At 43.8% G+C, this 17,416-nt stretch carries 14 protein-coding genes; 12 read left to right on the top strand and 2 right to left on the bottom strand.

Features of this window, described 5'->3' with window-relative positions; genetic code table 11:
• Positions 1-26: 26 nt before the first annotated feature.
• A complete protein-coding gene (locus ASD24_RS04885) occupies positions 27-1,250 on the bottom strand; it encodes an MFS transporter (RefSeq protein WP_056692264.1) in 1,224 nt (407 codons plus the stop codon).
• Positions 1,251-1,470: 220 nt separating this feature from the next.
• On the opposite strand from ASD24_RS04885, the gene ASD24_RS04880 reads away from it, so the two are divergent.
• A complete protein-coding gene (locus ASD24_RS04880) occupies positions 1,471-2,064 on the top strand; it encodes a TetR/AcrR family transcriptional regulator (RefSeq protein ID WP_056692261.1) in 594 nt (197 codons plus the stop codon).
• A gap of 179 nt (positions 2,065-2,243) precedes the next feature.
• On the top strand, positions 2,244-2,507 hold the full coding sequence (locus tag ASD24_RS04875) for a hypothetical protein (protein WP_056692258.1): 264 nt from the start codon (positions 2,244-2,246) through the stop codon (positions 2,505-2,507).
• A 35-nt stretch (positions 2,508-2,542) separates the two neighbouring features.
• On the opposite strand, the gene ASD24_RS04870 is transcribed toward ASD24_RS04875, so the two are convergent.
• A complete protein-coding gene (locus tag ASD24_RS04870; protein ID WP_056692256.1) occupies positions 2,543-3,577 on the bottom strand; it encodes a LacI family DNA-binding transcriptional regulator in 1,035 nt (344 codons plus the stop codon).
• Positions 3,578-3,945: 368 nt separating this feature from the next.
• Here ASD24_RS04870 and ASD24_RS04865 point away from each other — a divergent pair, with 368 nt between their 5' ends.
• The 10 genes from ASD24_RS04865 to ASD24_RS04820 all read left to right on the top strand — a co-directional run bounded on the left by ASD24_RS04865 (position 3,946) and on the right by ASD24_RS04820 (position 17,358).
• Positions 3,946-4,995 carry a 2,3-butanediol dehydrogenase gene (locus ASD24_RS04865; RefSeq protein WP_056692253.1) on the top strand — a complete coding sequence of 350 codons (1,050 nt, stop codon included), beginning with the start codon at positions 3,946-3,948 and terminating at the stop codon, positions 4,993-4,995.
• A 253-nt stretch (positions 4,996-5,248) separates the two neighbouring features.
• On the top strand, positions 5,249-6,568 hold the full coding sequence (locus tag ASD24_RS04860; RefSeq protein WP_056692250.1) for a hypothetical protein: 1,320 nt from the start codon (positions 5,249-5,251) through the stop codon (positions 6,566-6,568).
• 659 nt (positions 6,569-7,227) lie between these two features.
• Positions 7,228-8,613 (top strand): beta-N-acetylhexosaminidase, encoded by a 1,386-nt coding sequence (gene nagZ / locus ASD24_RS04855; protein ID WP_235540349.1) that lies wholly within the window; start codon positions 7,228-7,230, stop codon positions 8,611-8,613.
• Positions 8,614-8,701: 88 nt separating this feature from the next.
• Positions 8,702-9,406, top strand: coding sequence for a response regulator transcription factor (locus ASD24_RS04850; protein ID WP_056692247.1), 705 nt, complete (start codon positions 8,702-8,704; stop codon positions 9,404-9,406).
• Complete coding sequence (locus tag ASD24_RS04845) at positions 9,403-10,386, top strand: sensor histidine kinase (RefSeq protein ID WP_056692244.1); 984 nt, start codon at positions 9,403-9,405, stop codon at positions 10,384-10,386. The genes ASD24_RS04850 and ASD24_RS04845 overlap by 4 nt, the downstream gene beginning before the upstream one ends.
• 299 nt (positions 10,387-10,685) lie before the next feature.
• Positions 10,686-11,456 (top strand): ABC transporter ATP-binding protein, encoded by a 771-nt coding sequence (locus ASD24_RS04840; RefSeq protein WP_056692241.1) that lies wholly within the window; start codon positions 10,686-10,688, stop codon positions 11,454-11,456.
• Positions 11,431-13,386: an FtsX-like permease family protein gene (locus ASD24_RS04835; RefSeq protein ID WP_056692238.1), complete on the top strand. Its 1,956-nt coding sequence runs from the start codon at positions 11,431-11,433 to the stop codon at positions 13,384-13,386. Before ASD24_RS04840 ends, ASD24_RS04835 begins: the two co-directional genes overlap by 26 nt.
• Before the next feature lie 211 nt (positions 13,387-13,597).
• Positions 13,598-15,022 carry a 4-hydroxyphenylacetate 3-hydroxylase family protein gene (locus ASD24_RS04830; RefSeq protein ID WP_056692596.1) on the top strand — a complete coding sequence of 475 codons (1,425 nt, stop codon included), beginning with the start codon at positions 13,598-13,600 and terminating at the stop codon, positions 15,020-15,022.
• Between the two features lie 199 nt (positions 15,023-15,221).
• A complete protein-coding gene (locus ASD24_RS04825; protein ID WP_056692236.1) occupies positions 15,222-15,929 on the top strand; it encodes a response regulator transcription factor in 708 nt (235 codons plus the stop codon).
• Entirely contained in the window at positions 15,907-17,358 is a 1,452-nt protein-coding gene (locus ASD24_RS04820; protein WP_056692233.1) for a sensor histidine kinase, read from the top strand. The genes ASD24_RS04825 and ASD24_RS04820 overlap by 23 nt, the downstream gene beginning before the upstream one ends.
• Positions 17,359-17,416: the final 58 nt, after the last annotated feature.

Genomic DNA, 17,416 nt, shown 5'->3' with positions numbered 1-17,416 from the left:
GTCAGTCAAGATGAAACGTATTACTTTTAACCATGAGTGGCTTGCCTTGTTGCGAAAAGATCCCAGATCCAAAATACGAGAGCAGCGGCGCTCACCCCTGCACCTAAACAGCATACACCGATCCAGCCTGTTAAGGCGTACATCTGCGTAGAAGCGATGGAACCGACGGCACTTCCGATGGAATAAAAGATCATATATGCAGCAGTTAAACGGCTCTGTGCCTCAGGACGTACTGCATAAATGAGACTTTGATTCGTTACATGTACGGCTTGCACGGATAGGTCAAGAAGAATTACACCTACGATCAGATACCCTAGCGAATGATGGATATAGCTAATAGGCAGCCAGGATGCAAGCAAAATAAGTAGCGAAATTCCAGTGGTCTTTTGCCCAAGACCTTGGTCTGCGAGCTTACCAGCCCGTGTAGCTGCAAGTGCACCGGCTACACCCGCAAGCCCGAATGCGCCAATCGCCGTGTGAGAAAGGTTGAACGGTGAATCGCTTAGAGGCAAAACCATGGAAGTCCACAATATACTAAAGGCTGTGAATACGAGCATGGCTAACACTCCGCGTACACGCAAGATGCGCATGTCACGATACAATTGAAGGACAGACAACAGTAACGTGCCATAGCGAAGTGTAGCTTTGGTGGATTGCTGTCTGGGCATGATCAGGCTCATAGCGACCACTCCCAGCAAGGTTAAACTGGCAGAGAAGAGATAGACCGATCGCCAGCCGAGCCAATCGTTTAACACGCCGGCAACCGTTCGAGCCAACAAAATACCAATAACAATTCCGCTCGTAACCAAACCTACAATATACCCGCGCTCCGAAGGGGAGGCAAGGGAAGCCGCAGAGGCAACGAGAGTTTGTGTAACGACAGCCAGCAGGCCAACGATGGCCATGCCAATAAATAAAACAGAGCTTGACCCAGCTGATCCAACAACAACTAAAGCGAGTATAGATAGGGACATTTGCACGATGATTAGTTTTCGTCGATTCAGAAGATCTCCTAAAGGAACCAGTAACAACAAACCTATGGCATAACAGATTTGCGTTACTGTTACTACAATGCCTATGGAAGAAGTGGTGATGTTAAACTCTTGAGCCATGGAATCGAGTAGAGGCTGAGCATAGTAGATGTTCGCGACCGCAAGACCGCTGCATAATGCAAATAATAAAGCGACCATTCGGGAGATACCGGGTTGTTTTTGTGAGGTGAGTTTTATCGGTTGAGCTGAGGTATTCATAATAGACTCCTTTTTGAGATAGTAAAATATGTATTCAATATAATGTACTGATCGGTACATAATATTTATGTAAAACATACTCCACATTTCAGAAGGAAGTCAATTGATTTATTATTTTACTGTAAATTGAACTAGATAAAATGATAACCTTGTTTGACATGTACTACAGTGAAAGATATATTTTTATTTATACCTATCGATATAAAAAAGAGGTGTTGAAATGGCAAGACAGCGGGAATTTGATCTCGATCGAGCGCTTGACGCTGCAATGCATATTTTTTGGGATAAAGGATACGAGGCTACGTCACTTAGTGACCTTACAACAGGCATGGGGATTCAGCGCCCCAGCTTATATGCTGCGTTTGGAGATAAGAAGGAATTGTTTGAAACGGCACTACGCAGGTATACAACCCAGCATGCAGCGAAAGTTCGGGCGATGCTCCAACAGGGAGAGAGTGTGATAGAGGCGTTTCGGAGAATCTTTGAGCATATTGGGTCTGAGGGGGATGTTACTGATCCTCGGCATGGTTGCTTTTGCATTAATACGATGGTTGAACTCGCACCTCATGATCCCAAGTTTGCGGTTCTGACACGTGAGCATCAGATGTATCTGGCTGTGCTTTTTCAGGAATTGATTGAGCGCGGTCAGCGTTCCGGGGAGATCTCCAGTCATCTACATGCCACTTCTATTGCACAGTCACTCGTTGTGTCGATGATTGGGTTGACCGTCATGATGAAATCAGCACCTGATCGTTCATTCGTCGAGCAAAGCATTGAGGCCACATTATTATGTTTGAAGAGTAACGGGGTCTAAACTCAGACTGCTTGTAGAAGGGATATTCCGATGTCTTATGCAGAAATGAACCAAAATAACACCCAAAAATGGAATAATATGAAACCATATGTATAATTAAACGTAAATACATATATAGACACTCGGTTTACTTGTCAAACGATTCAATAGATTAAATACATACCAGAAGGAGTGATAAGATGCAGGTGGTCTGGCAACGAAGTCTTCTTGTTGCGTATTATTTGATCTGGGTTCTAGCACTTGCTACAGGCAAAATAGGCTTACTATCATTTATTTTAACGACATTTTTCATACTTGCTTTGTATGCGATAGTTTTCTCATTATCTACTACTGACCAATTTAAGCTAGACCAGTTTGTATACAAATTACGTGCAGTGATCCAAGTGACGGTAGCCGTGATCCTGACGAGCCTTCTCGTTAAATTAATATTCCTGTTCGTGTGAGAGTCGGAAGCATATTCCGACTCTTTGTTCTGTGGTTATCTTTTATGAGGGTCGGTAGTACGAATCATGGCAAGACTGGATTCTCGCACGATTAGACGTGGTTCAAATTGAATATGTTCATAATCCTGAGTATGGCGGTCTCGAATTCGTTTTAATAGCAATTCAGTCGCTAGTCTAGCAACCTCCTCACCCATAATGGAAACAGAACTAATCTGCGGCGATGTGACTGTAGTCCATTGGTTATTATCTACACCTACAACAGCAACATCCTCTGGTACACGTACTCCGAGCTCTTTGAAGCGATTCACAAGCCCGATGGCAACCATGTCATTAATGGCGTACACCGCATCCGGCATATGAGTTAATCCATAGAAATAGTCTGCCGCATTGGCTCCTGTGTTCAATGAGAAGTCTTCCCCGAAGTATACGAGAGAGATATCGACTTGCCCAAGTGCCTGTTCGTAAGCTCGATAACGTTCCTCAATAATATCTTTGGGCGCTCCGGCATATGCGATTCGTGTCCGGCCGATCTTGATCAGATGCTCCATCACGAGCTTTCCTTCCGGCTTGGACAGTGAAACGATATCTGCTTTCATACCTGGTTCGAGTTTTTTGCCATAATTAATCAGAGAAATAGGCAGTGGAGCCTTATCGATAAGATTTGGCAAGGTTTTCGGATAGGCGAGTGGCATGAATATAAGTCCGTCAACATGCAGTTTTTTGATCGTGCGAATCGTTTCTAGCTCTGTGCGTGCATTACCGGCGGTGTTAATCTGAACAACATGGTAGCCGTGCTGCTTCGCTGTTTGTTCAACCGACCAAGATATTTCAGGAATGATTGCGTTGCGAATATCAGGCACAACTAGTGCAATCTGATTCGTCTGACGGATCTTCAGACTTTGTGCAGACGTATTCGGAACAAATCCTAATTCTTCGATAGCTTGCATGATCCGATCTCTCGTCTTGCTGCTAATGCCTTCGGAATTGTTGATGGCTCTGGATACCGTCGCGATGCCTACACCTGCGTGTTCGGCAACATCCTTAATCGTGACTTTTTGATCTTTACCCATGATGATATGACCTCACTTTAATTAACGGAAACGATTCCTGATATATGATCAATAAACGATTTTTTTTTGCCTACTTTATGATTATATCACTTGTACGTATGTTGCAATACATGCTTGCAGAGAAGCTATGCTGAAAAATGGCTTCCATCCTGGTATAGCTAGTGCTATAGCTGATTGAAAAACAGCCTAATAGTCACAGATAAGTTACCGATACCTGAGATGTGAGTTAAATTAAAACGCAAAAAAAATCATGAAATCGACATATTTCTGGGCAAATATGTTTGACAGCGTATTTAAACTATGACATATTTAACTACGGAAACGTTTCCGATTATAATATACACTTTATCATCTAGGAGATGAACAAAATGAAAGCATTACGTTGGCATGGTGTCAAAGATTTACGTCTCGAAAAAATTGAGGAACCCCGTCCTAACCAAGGACAGGTAAAAATAAAAGTAGAATGGTGCGGTATTTGTGGTAGTGATCTGCACGAATATACGGCAGGGCCTATTTTTATACCTGCTCAAGCACCGCATCCGCTAACAGGGGAACAAGCTCCTATCGTTATGGGGCATGAGTTCTCAGGACAAGTTGTTGAAGTGGGTGAAGGAGTAACTCGTTTCCAAGCTGGAGATCGGGTAGTGGTTGAACCAATCTATGCATGTGGTCATTGTGAAGCATGCAATCAGGGCAGATATAACCTTTGCGATCAAATGGGCTTCTTGGGTCTTGCAGGTGGGGGTGGAGGATTCTCCGAATATGTGACAGCGGCCGAGAACATGGTCCATTCCATTCCAGATGCGATCTCCTATGAGCAAGGGGCTTTAGTAGAACCTTCCGCTGTTGCTCTGCACGCGGTTCGTCAGAGTAAACTAAAAGTTGGGGATACTGCCGCTGTGTTCGGCGCGGGTCCGATTGGGCTATTGGTGATCGAAGCTCTCAAAGCATCGGGTGCCTCCGATATATATGTAGTGGAGTTGTCAGCTGAACGCAAGGCAAAAGCTGCAGAGCTTGGTGCGATTGTGATCGATCCTACCGAGTATGATGTGGTGACCGAGATTCATTCACGCACAGCAGGTGGAGTCCACGTAGCGTACGAAGTAACGGGAGTTCCGAAGGTACTTCAACAAGCTATGGACACGACTCGAATTGGCGGCGAATTGATGATCGTTAGCATTTTTGAACAGGAAGCACCGATTCAGCCTAACTCTATCGTAATGAAAGAACGCACAGTGAACGGGATTATTGGTTACCGTGATGTATTTCCAGCGGTAATTAGTCTGATGGAGAAGGGCTTCTTCCCAGCAGATAAACTGGTTACCAAACGAATTTCACTTGATGATGTCGTCGATCATGGTTTTGAAGCATTGTTAAAAGAGAAGAATCAGGTGAAAATTCTAGTCAAGGCTGAATAAAAAAAGAAACAATACCATTCTCCAGCAGCGATTTGTATTAATCGATAAGCAACTTTCGGTTAGTGCAATATTGCTCCCGCTCAATGCTCCGGTTAAACGACGTATGGACAACCCATCTCAGCATGTGGTTGTCTATTTTTTTGCACAAAACGGGCGAAATTTGTTGCGTAGGTGTATACTTCAACATAATATACAAAGATACATTTTGTATCATCACAAATTGAAGATATTTAAAATGAAGGAGGAAGAGGGTATGCAGAGTGGAACGAAATGGACAGCTCTGATTCTGTCTGTCGTCGCAGGTGTAGGTGGAATGATTATCGGCAGCACAAAATTGAAAAATAATACTTCTGCAAGTGTACAGCCAAGAGCTGAACGTGCCGTTACCAATGCAACGAGCAGAACTGCAGCAGCTGTAATGTCGACGGATGTAACTGCTGTGGTTGAATCCCTGGGTAAGCCGTTCAAGAAAGCTCCATATGCTAACAATGTCTGGGATCTGCAGCTCTACAGGGGAAAGATTTATATGGGACATGGAAACAGCAGTAACGTAGGGGTAGCCCCTAATGCTGGCCCAATCCCTGTGATCTATTATGATACGATAACTTCAACCTTTCAGACTCAGACGGTGAGTAGTAGTAATCCAGGCATTCTACCCACGACGAAGATGTTCGTAGACGAAGAACAGATTGATATATACAAAGTGCTCGATGGTAAGTTGTTCATCCCAGGTAATGATTCGGACGGAGAGAGCTGGGGGCTAGGTAACTTCTATCGATTGGACGGCGAGATCTGGACTAAATATCGTAATTTACCACTTGGCGTACATGTGTATGATCTAGCCTCGTATAGAGGTAAGCTGTTTGCTGCCTTGGGTACAGAAGATAAACCGACGGTTCTCATTTCACATGACCAAGGAGAGAGTTGGCAGCATTACGGAACAATTAATACGTATGGGTATAGAGCGTATACGTTGTTTCAAATCGGTGGCAAGTTATATGCATCGGGCATGATGTATCCGGCGAACAATATTTGGGGAGATAGAACCTATATTCTAGAGATTAATACAAATCTTCAAAAGAGAGATGTTGTTATCTATGGAAGTAGAATGTTGCCTGGTCTAACGTATCAACTTGGAACAACCCCCTACAATCGAATAGGGAAGAATGTAAACTTCGATAACAAATTGTTGTATATCGCAGGTCAGGTCTTTAATGACGGACAATTGACGCCAAGATCATTAAATGTCATGACAGCGATCAATCAAGCACGACGTGTTATTTTGCCGGATACTGCTGCACTGCCAACTGACGTACTCGCGCGTGAGGGTAAGGCATATGTGCTGACGTATACTAGACAAAATTTGAACTATATTAATCGTGTATATGAGACGACGGATCTAGTGACGTGGACTGAAATTCTTTCTTTTGAACAGGATACGTATGCAAGGTCGTTTGAGGAGAGTGAAGGAGACTTTTACTTTGGCCTCGGAACTGATCCGGACGTACTCTCTGCTTCTTCGGGTAAATTGCTTAGAGTGAGACGCGACAATATTGCTATCAATTCTAATTAAATCATTAACAGGGATATTATGGATTATATAATATGCTTCATCCACATTATTGGTTACGGGAGAACAGCCGATAATCCAAACAGCGAGCAGGTATATTACAGCAGATCTACGTAAGATGGACAAATTGCTGTGAAGTCTGCTCTATTTTTTATTTCAAAAAATAACAATCAACAACCTTAAAAGCGTGAACGAAAGATCAAGATCCCAGAAGAATTCTAATAAAACCAATGAACAAAATAAAAATGTAAAATCTAAAAAACTAAATAAACCACAAAAAGACCAATTCATCCAATAAATCAAAAAACAAGCAACCTAAAAAACAAACCAACGAACCAACGAACCAAAAGAAAATGGGTTAATATCTCTCTATACTAATTATTTCAACATATGAAAAATTCAGAATAGAAAATGATAATCGCTCCTCACTTTCTTATCCTCATCACCTTCCATCGCACACGCGCATTGAAAAAATACAAAAAAGTACCATACCGCACCTAGTTATGCAAAGCTTTTTTTGTGGCAACTTGTTCTTGGACAACCTATTTGAATCGTTGGTGCGATTTCTGTCCACGGTATTTTGAAAATAGTACACCTTATGATAAGGTTATGCCTGAAAAGCAATGCAGTACATACCACTTATCTAGGGAGGATGAACATCCTTGAATCACAGCAAATCACACTCCAACACCATACTCACACATCTAGCCAAACGATATATGTTATTGCTAATCCTCAGCTTATGTGTGCTATTAACCGCTTGCGGACAAACGAATACATCGGCTACATCACCAGAATCGAATTCGGGAACTAGCGATAGCGCATCACCTTCGCCTGAATCAAATAACAATCCGACTAATGGAGAAGGAAATGGAGCCGACTCGGACACAGACGAGGATACGCAGACTGAATCTGATCAAGTGACTCCACCGCAGGAGGAACAAGACCCGGTGAAAGAACAGCTTAGCCAACTGTCATTAGAAGAGAAGATTGGGCAGATGATTCTCGCTGGAGTACAGGGTACGGAGCTTGATGATCAAGGCAAGAAAATGATCTCCGATCAAAAGGTAGGCGGCATTATCTTCTATGCCAATAACGTTACAACTCTTGATGCCACAGCTAAGTTTATACAGTCCATTAAGCAGGCCAATCGTTCCAATCCAGTACCAATCTTCATGAGTGTGGATCAGGAGGGTGGCAAAGTGAGCCGTATGCCCGATTCTGTGGAGTCCATTCCTTCGAATCGTACAGTTGGAGACACCAATCAGGCCAAACTGGCAGAAACGATGGGTCAATTATTAGCTAGACAAGTAAAACTCGTTGGCTTTAATCTTGATTTTGCTCCAGTGCTTGATGTGAACAGTAATCCGAAGAACCCGGTTATCGGTGATCGTAGCTTCGGTAGTTCTGCAGATCTTGTCGCTAAGATGGGTGTGGCGGAGATGAAGGGGCTGCGCAGTGAAGGCGTCATTCCCGTCGTGAAACATTTTCCTGGTCATGGGGATACGTCCGTAGATTCTCATCTGGATCTGCCGGTGGTGAACAAAACGTTGAAACAACTTGCAGAGCTTGAATGGATTCCATTCCAAGCGGCCGTGAAAGAACAAGCAGAAGCCGTTATGGTAGCACATATTCTGTTCCCTAAGCTTGATCCAGATCATCCAGCTTCCTTGTCAGATGTCATTATCGGTGAACACTTACGAGGCAAATTCGGCTATGATGGAGTAGTAATTACGGACGATCTAAGTATGGGAGCGATTGCTAAGAACTATAAGCTGAATGAAGCTGCAATAACGACAGTACAAGCCGGAAGTGATATTCTGCTTGTAGCTCATAGCTATGAAAGTGCCAAGACGATCTTTGATACACTTTTGAATGCAGTACGAAGTGGTAAAATTGCAGAGTCCCGAATTGATGAGAGTGTATATCGGATTCTATCACTGAAGCAACACTACAAACTTTCGGATGAACAGCAAGCTTCTGGCAACCTGAAGCAATTGAATGCAGACATCAAGGATTGGCGTAATGAGGTCAATATGCAGAAGTGAAGCTAAGCATTAGATAAGGAAAGGGCAGTGATCGCAATAAGCCCTTTCCTATTTATAATTTGATTACTGGTTAGAGGTGATGCCCAATATGTACACGGTATTAATTATTGAAGATGATCCCAAAATCGCTGGTCTGTTGAAATCTCATATTGAGCGATATGGAGATAGAGCAGTCATTGTTGAGGATTTTGAACTGGTTCTACAGCAGTTTGAGCTGCTTCAACCTCATGTTGTTCTAATGGATATTAACTTACCGAGTTATGACGGATATTACTGGTGTCGTCAGCTCCGTTCACTCTCGACTTGTCCAATCCTGTTCATCTCGGCGCGGAGCGGCAAGATGGATCAAGTGATGGCACTAGAGAATGGTGCTGACGATTATATTACGAAGCCGTTCGAGCATGAGATTGTAATGGCTAAGATTCGAAGCCAGCTTCGACGGGTGTATGGGGATTATGCTACTCGCCATGAGGAACGCAAAGTGGAGTTGCATGGTTTAACGATTTTCTTGGAGAGTATGGAAATGCAGTTGGGTGAACAGAAGGTACAATTGACGAAGAAGGAGACGATATTGCTCGAAACGTTATTGCGTCGTAGTCCGAAATTAGTCAGTCGAGAGACAATATTAGAAAAGTTATGGGACGACTCCTTCGTAGATGATAACACGCTTAGCGTCAATGTCACTCGTGTGCGGAAGCGATTGAATGAGCTTGGCATTACGGATGCGTTGGAAACTGTACGTGGGTCGGGTTATCGGCTGAATAGTAATTGGAAAGACATCGCACAACCATGAAATTATTCATTAAAGAACATATTGCGTTAACCTGTTGGGTAGTTGGGATGTTATTCACTGTGGTGGCGGTATTCTGGTACGATGGTTATGATCATGGGTTAACCGCAACTTATGCCGTATTTCTTGGTCTCATTGTGTATATTGGTTATTTAACGTATCGCTATATGTCTCATCGTGCATTTTACACTCGGCTGTCTCAACCGATGGATTCATTAAAAGAGTTCGTTCCGCTTTCTGCATCGGTGCCTTTGTCAGCCGCATTGGCCAAATTACTAGATTCGCAATATAGTCATTATCATACGGATTTGCACCGAATGGAGAAGCGTAAGCAGGAATACGTAACGTTCATGAACCAATGGATTCATCAGATGAAAACTCCGCTGTCTGTCATCGAATTAACAATTCAGGATCATGAGGATGATGACCCGCGTCTCAGAAGTATTCGGGAGGAAGCGGATCAGATGAGACGCAGTCTGGAAAATGTTCTATATGTTGCTCGTCTCGAAACATTTGAACAGGATTTTACGGTAGAACCTGTATCGCTTAAAGCGGCGGGGGAAGCTGCGATTCACGAGTTAAAGCGCTTCTTTATTCGCAATCATGTCTATCCGGAGATGCAGATAGATCCATCTATTGTGGTGCAATCTGATGCCAAATGGATACGGTTCGTTCTCGTCCAGCTATTATCCAATGCGATTCAGTATTCAACGGGCAATGGGCAGAAAATATATGTACGAGCTTACGAGCTCGAAAGTTCAATCATGCTTGAAGTGCAAGATCATGGGGTGGGCATTCCCACATCAGATCTCAAACGGGTGTTCCAGCCTTTCTTTACAGGAGAGAATGGCCGACATTTCAAAGAATCTACGGGTATGGGGCTATATATCGTAAAAGAAGTGTTGACCCAGATGAATCATCAGATTGAATTGCAATCCGTTCAAGGAGAAGGCACAACCGTGAAGATTATATTTAATACATGAAGCTATGGAGCTCAATATACTGGATTTCATATCAGAACTAAAAACCATGTGTGAAATGAAAAGACGTCCGAAACTCTGTGAGAGGAAACGGCGTCTTTCTTTTTATTTTCTGAATGAGACGGTATTGAACCGTAACCTTACATTATTGTCATGTAGATGAAAGGTTAAGCCATAGGAGAAAAACAGCGGTTCGGATAGACTGAATGTATAAGTTGAAGGAAAGAGCTATGGAATGGAATGAACATTCAACATGCTTAATCCAACGTAATGAGATACAGGTTAAGAGGAGTGGTTATCTGATGGAAATATGTTCAGTGCAACAGATTAGCAAAATTTATAAAGGTATTGTCTCACATGAAGCATTATCAGGTATCGATTTAAGTATTCAAGAAGGAGAGTTTGTAGGTATCATGGGACCATCGGGTAGCGGGAAAACAACGCTGCTGAACATGATCTCCACAATTGATCATCCAACATCAGGGGAGCTTCGGATCGCAGGGCAGAATCCGTTCCAACTAGGGCACGACGAGCTCGCATTGTTCAGGCGTAGACAGTTGGGATTTGTCTTTCAATCCTTCAATTTGTTGAACACACTGACCGTGAAGGAGAATATTGTATTGCCTCTTACCTTGGATGGAGTTGCCCTTCATGAGATGAATGAACGTGTTGCCCAACTTGCAGAGAAGCTGGGAATCACGGCAATTCTGGATAAGCGCACATATGAAATCTCTGGTGGTCAAGCTCAGCGTACGGCAATTGCACGAGCACTAATCCATACACCCAAGCTGATTCTGGCTGATGAACCGACAGGGAATTTAGATTCTAAGGCTGCCCGAGACGTCATGGAAATGTTAGAACAGCGCAATCGGGAGGATCAAGCGACGATGTTACTGGTTACCCATGATGCTGTGGCGGCGAGTTACTGCAGTCGGGTTGTATTTATCAAAGATGGCAAGTTGTACAACGAGATACATTACGGCGATAATCGAGCGGCTTTTTACCAAAAGATTATTAATGTTTTATCCCTAATGGGAGGGTCAGGACATGAATTTTCGCCAGTTCGCTATTAATAATGTCGTTCGGAACAAAAGAATCTATCTGGCTCATTTCCTGAGCAGTACATTCTCTGTCATGATCTTTTTTATCTATGCCTTGTTATTATTTCACCCCGATCTAAGCGAGGGGTTGAAGGGCTCAAGTGAAACGGTCACATCGCTTGCTAATCAAGGATTTATTATTGCTGAGTTCATTATATTTATCTTCTCGTTTCTTTTCTTGTTGTACTCCGTGGGTTCATTTCTCAAGACACGCAAAAAGGAATTTGGTATTTTCCTGATCCTAGGCATGACGCGCAAGCAGATGAATCGGCTTTTATTTATGGAAAACATGTGTATCGGTCTTGCCGCCATCATCACAGGAATTGGGCTGGGCCTAATATTCGGCAAGTTGATTTTACTGATCTGTAGCTCTATGTTAGCTGTGGAAAATGGTTTGCGTTTCTATTTACCCTTGAAGGGTATGGCACTTACGATGGGCGCATTTCTATTGCTGTTCGTGGTCATCGCCTTATCTTCATCGCTGCTCATTCGCAAAGGGACACTGATTGACCTTGTCAAATCAGAGGAAAAACCAAAACCAGAGCCAAAGGCTTCTCGCTTGCTGGCATGGTTGTCCGTGGCTTTGATCGGTGGAGGATATGCGGGCGTGTTCACTTTTGTATGGGGATCGTATTCGTTTCCGATACTGTTCGGAAGTGTACTGTTGGTCATCGTAGGTACGTACCTGCTATTCACCCAACTGAGTGTGTATATCATCCGAGCACTTAAGCGTAATCAACGACTATTTTTTCGCAAAACGAATTTGCTGTTTCTATCTGAGCTTACCTATCGGATGAAAGATAATGCCATTATGTTCTTTATGGTGAGTGTCATCTCAGCTTCGTCCTTCACAGGCATTGGAACGATGTTAGCTATTGCTGATCCGGGTCTGTCCTCCATGACGAATCCATATGCATTCACGTATATGAATTCATGGAATACCGATGTGGCTGAGAAGCAACTTAATCAGATTGAGGAGTCATTAATTGAACATGAAGTACCTTATGTTCGAGGTAGTTATGAAACCCTTTATGAGAACAATAACGGTAATCTAATCAAGTTAAGTCAATACAATTATTTAGCGAAGGCACTTGGTTACGAAGAGAGAGAACTGAAGCAGGATGAAGTATTTCTCACGCCAGGCAATCTAACGGAGCGTAAAAAGTTGCGTGCACAGATTGATTCAGGCTTCTCACCAACGGAAATGAATCTGGAGGTGGAAGAGCAGCATGAACAGGTTCGATTAACTGCTCCAGGTACCGAGATCGTTATTCCTGTAGAATATGAAATGAATCTGTATGTCGTTTCCGATGAGTTGTTTGACAAGATTAAGCGGGCTTACTTTGAAGAAGCCAATTTGGACGAAACGTTCTACTCTAACCGAACAACCCAATTTGTCGTTACCGATTGGATGGGAACACGCAGCTTCGCTCCTGAACTCATCGAATCCCTTAGATCAGAGCCGCTGGATCACGGTTACTTCTCGGTTAGCGCTCTTGTTGTAGATTGGCTGAATTCGAAGCAGACGAATGGGATCATTCTTATTCTGAGCGGATTGATTGGCATCGTATTCTTTACTTTTGCTGCAAGCTTCACGTATTTCCGGCTATATGCAGATCTGGAGCGGGATGAAGAGCAGCACCGTATGATTGGCAAAATGGGATTAAGTCGCCCAGAGCTTCGCCGAATGGTCACACGTCAACTATTACTGATGTTTTTCCTGCCCATTCTGGTTGCGATCATTCACAGCTCCGTCGCTTTTATCGCATTGCAACAATTGGTCGATTTCTCCGTAGTGGGGTATACACTTCGAATTTTCTTGGTGTTCTCCTCCATGCAAGCTCTATATTTTGTACTTGTACGCTGGCGTTATCTACGCAACATGTATACGAAGTTGTCCTAGGGCTAGTTATAAACTTTACTTAAGGACATCTTTTATTGCTTAACGTATACGCACACATATGTAACATCTTCACAACCAACACCAGACCTGCGTTTGGTGTTGGTTGACTTTCATAAGCAATGCGAAGTACTATTTTCTTAGATACATATTGTATCATTCAAAAAGGGATGCGAACAGTTCCTTTGAAGGAGGATTTAGTTTGAGCATAACCATGTCTCGGGGACAAGCTTACATACACCGATTGAATGATGGACGTAGCGTATGGCTAGATGGTGATCGAATTCATGTAACCAATCATTCTGCGTTCCAAGGCACATTACAGACGATTGAAGGCCTCTTCAATCTGGTGGATGAACCAGAATCAAGAGATACCGTAGCATATTGGGACGAGAACATCGGTGGGTATGTGCATCGAGCCTTTCAAGTACCACGGTGTGGGGAAGATCTTCGCCAACGTGCCGGTGCATTTCGGTTGTGGTCTGAACGTACGTATGGCGTCATGAGTCGATTATCCGATTATGCTCGCTCACGTCTGACGGGGTGGTATGCAACTCGGGATGCCATGGCTATTCATGACACCTATTATGCGGACAAAATATCCAAGTATTACGAAGAAGCGAAACGCCATGATCTGTTCCTGACGATTGTGCAGCGTGATCCACAGATGAATCGTTCTTTACCGATAGGTGAAGATGAGGATGCGATGCTACGCATTGTACGAAAGAACGAAGAGGGCGTTGTGATCCGGGGTGCTAAGATGATTGCGACTGCGGCTCCGTATGCCGACGATATTCTTATTTATCCTGTACAACGTATTCCTGGGGATAAACCGGAGCTGGCTCACATGATGATTGTGCCTTTGAACAGCCCGGGCTTGCACGTCTTATGCAGAGAATCGTTCGCTGCAACGGATAAGCAGTCTTCTCACCCATTAAGTCATCAATATGATGAGATGGATGCCGTCTTATTTTTTGAAGATGTATTGGTTCCTTGGGAACGTGTGTTACTTCATCAAAATCCAGAAGCGGTATGGCAGATCCGTTGCAATGAAGCCTCATCAAGTCTAGCCTACCACCAAAGTGTCATTCGTCTGTATTCCAAACTAGAGTTCGTTACAGCCATCACCTCTTCCATTGCCCAAGAAATTGGCGTGGACTCCTTCCTCAATGTGCAAGAGCAGTTGGGAGAGATGATCAGCCAGATGCAGACGATTGAGGGATTAATTATTGCTGCGGAAGCAAAAGCCAAGCCGGATGAGTACGGAAATTGGCTCCCTGAATTCAAGTACATTGAAACTGCGCGGAACTTGGGCAACCGATATTATCCACGTTCCATCGAAATTTTGAAAACAATCGCCGCAGGTGGACTTATTCAGATTCCATCCGGAATGCCGGGTACGAACAAGCCCTTGGAGCATATGATCCATCAGTATTTAGGTGGTGTGACGATATCGGCACAGGAGAAAACAAGACTCTTTCAACTGGCTTGGGAGCTTACGGGAAGTCCGCTGGGTGCCAGACATGATCTATATGAGCGCTTCTATGCAGGTGACCCACTCCGCAACCGTGCGAATCAGTATATACAATATGACAAACAGCACTTGGTTGATCGAGTCAAGCCTTGGCTGAAAGCATAATATAACGTCCTAAGCTGTGACTTTACTAACGATTTCGTTTGAAGCAGTCACATCGTAGAGCAAGATTCAACCGCCTGGGTTTACGAACCTGGGCGTTTTATTTAGATTATCTTTAGAAAGGGTTTAGGTTGTATTAAGAGACGTAGGTTATAGTAGGTATATGAACATTCTAACTTAATACTGAAATGAGAGGGAACGTATGAGATACACATTGTTGATTGCAGATGACGAACCCGAAATTGTGGAACTGCTTCAACTGTATTTGGAGAAGGACTACAACATTTTAACCGCTGCAAATGGAGAGGAAGCATTACAGTGCATACATTCGGGCCCAATTGACCTGGTTATCTTGGACATAATGATGCCTGTATTGGATGGTCTACAGTTGATCAAACAGATCCGGGCTACCTATCATATGCCAGTACTCTTTTTGTCTGCGAAGAGCCAGGATCATGACAAGATTTTGGGACTTGGACTAGGAGCTGATGACTACATATCCAAACCATTTAACCCACTTGAGATCGTGGCTAGAGTCGAGGCTTTGTTAAGACGGGTCAACCAGTTTGATGCAATGGAACTCTCGGCACCTCAAGAGGCGACCCGCACGCTTGGTGAGCTATCCCTTGATCGTTCCAAATGTATGTTGTATCGCTCGGGACGACCTGTGACGTTGACCTCAACAGAGTATAAAATTGTGGACCTGCTGTTAGAACAACCGGGCAGAGTATTTACCCGCAAAAAAATATACGAAGCTGTGTGGGGAGAGTACTATGCTCATGAAGACAGTACCATCATGGTACATATCAGCAACATTCGCGAGAAGATCGAGCGTGATTCCAGGCAACCCGAATATTTGAAGACGATAAGGGGATTAGGATACAAAATTGAAGCGCCTATGGAAAACTAGAGAAAAGAGACCGCTGCATACGTCCCTGACACTGGACTTTCTGTTATTTAACTTCTTTTTGCTATTACTCGTACTGGTTGTATACATTATCGTATCCCTTGATGTCGTTGATTTTCGCATCTCTGATCATATCGTTGATCCCGATCTGAATGTAGAAGCACATGTGTATGTGGCTGAATTGGAGAAGGTGAGCAATCAAGATGGGTCCGACATAACATCCAGTATTGAGACGCAGCGGCTGGAGGATAGCGGTGGATGGTTAGAAATTTTGAATGCAGACCGCTCCGTAATCCGTTCGGTAGGCAATAAGAAGGACACAATTAACCAGTACGCAGAATCCGAGTTATTCGCCAAGTTAGAAAACCGCAGCGACCAGCCCTATTATTATTCCATTTCCCCATTCATGGCTGAGGGAGAAGCAACATACCTTTTGCTCAAACTTCCACGCGATCTGGTAAGCATTCGAATGAATGATAACCAACTGATTACGAATCTGAAGCATCCCTTGCCCTTTTACATCTTGGTGGGTATTGGACTTCTGCTCGTGCTGACGATTGTATACAGCTACTGGGTTGCCAAGCGAATTAAGAAACCACTTCGAGTGTTATCGCTGGGGCTTACCCAAATGATTCGGGGGAATTACAGTACACGCATGTCCATTTCTGCTGAGAAGGAGTTTGTACAGATTGGTGAGACCTTTAACTTTATGGCAGATGTGATTGAGAAGACGTCGGCAGAGAAACGTTACGCGGAAGAGAGCAAGCAGCGACTCATCGTGGATCTTTCGCATGATCTCAAGACACCGATTACCTCTATTCAAGGTTATGCTCAGGCGCTGGTCGAAGGTCGTGTTGGTGATGCAGAGAGACAACAACGCTATCTGGGCTACATTCACAATAAATCTGTACAAGTTGCACGAATGATCCAAAATATGCTGGAACTGCTCAAGGTGGATTCACCCGACTTCCATATGAACATCAAGCAGCGGGAGATTGGGGAATTTGTGCGTGAGATTATGGCCGATACGTATGGTGAAATCGAGCAAAATCAGTTCGTACTGCATGTCCTCGTACCAGATGAAGAGATCTATGCCCGGTATGATCCGGAGCTGTTATCTCGAGTCATCCAGAACTTGATTACGAATGCACTTGCATATAATCCAAGAGGTACAGAATTACGCGTAGAGTTGATCCCACAGGAAACGTATGTGTCCATTGAAGTCGCTGATACTGGGGTAGGTATACCTCAGGAATTATGGGCAACGATATTTGATCCGTTTGTCCGAGGGGATGCAGCGAGATCGGGAACGGGCGGAACTGGACTCGGGCTCGCTATTGCCAAACGTAATACAGAGAAAATGGGTGGACACCTAACGTTGTCACAGCGAGGACGGGAAACAACCATCTTCACCATTGTCATACCAAAATAAAAGAGATGTGGCCGATCTGTATACGATTTCCACATCATGTATAGAGGGCTCGCCATAC

Origin of the sequence: Paenibacillus sp. Root52, from assembly GCF_001426865.1 — a bacterium.
In the GTDB taxonomy this organism is placed as follows: Bacteria; Bacillota; Bacilli; order Paenibacillales; family Paenibacillaceae; genus Paenibacillus.
This window is presented reverse-complemented; position numbering and strand designations above follow the sequence as displayed.

Coding starts and splice junctions, on each gene's coding strand:
- ASD24_RS04885 (WP_056692264.1), bottom strand. CDS start 1,250: ATGAATACCTCAGCTCAACCGATAAAACTCACCTCACAAAAACAACCC.
- ASD24_RS04880 (WP_056692261.1), top strand. CDS start 1,471: ATGGCAAGACAGCGGGAATTTGATCTCGATCGAGCGCTTGACGCTGCA.
- ASD24_RS04875 (WP_056692258.1), top strand. CDS start 2,244: ATGCAGGTGGTCTGGCAACGAAGTCTTCTTGTTGCGTATTATTTGATC.
- ASD24_RS04870 (WP_056692256.1), bottom strand. CDS start 3,577: ATGGGTAAAGATCAAAAAGTCACGATTAAGGATGTTGCCGAACACGCA.
- ASD24_RS04865 (WP_056692253.1), top strand. CDS start 3,946: ATGAAAGCATTACGTTGGCATGGTGTCAAAGATTTACGTCTCGAAAAA.
- ASD24_RS04860 (WP_056692250.1), top strand. CDS start 5,249: ATGCAGAGTGGAACGAAATGGACAGCTCTGATTCTGTCTGTCGTCGCA.
- ASD24_RS04850 (WP_056692247.1), top strand. CDS start 8,702: ATGTACACGGTATTAATTATTGAAGATGATCCCAAAATCGCTGGTCTG.
- ASD24_RS04845 (WP_056692244.1), top strand. CDS start 9,403: ATGAAATTATTCATTAAAGAACATATTGCGTTAACCTGTTGGGTAGTT.
- ASD24_RS04840 (WP_056692241.1), top strand. CDS start 10,686: ATGGAAATATGTTCAGTGCAACAGATTAGCAAAATTTATAAAGGTATT.
- ASD24_RS04835 (WP_056692238.1), top strand. CDS start 11,431: ATGAATTTTCGCCAGTTCGCTATTAATAATGTCGTTCGGAACAAAAGA.
- ASD24_RS04830 (WP_056692596.1), top strand. CDS start 13,598: ATGTCTCGGGGACAAGCTTACATACACCGATTGAATGATGGACGTAGC.
- ASD24_RS04825 (WP_056692236.1), top strand. CDS start 15,222: ATGAGATACACATTGTTGATTGCAGATGACGAACCCGAAATTGTGGAA.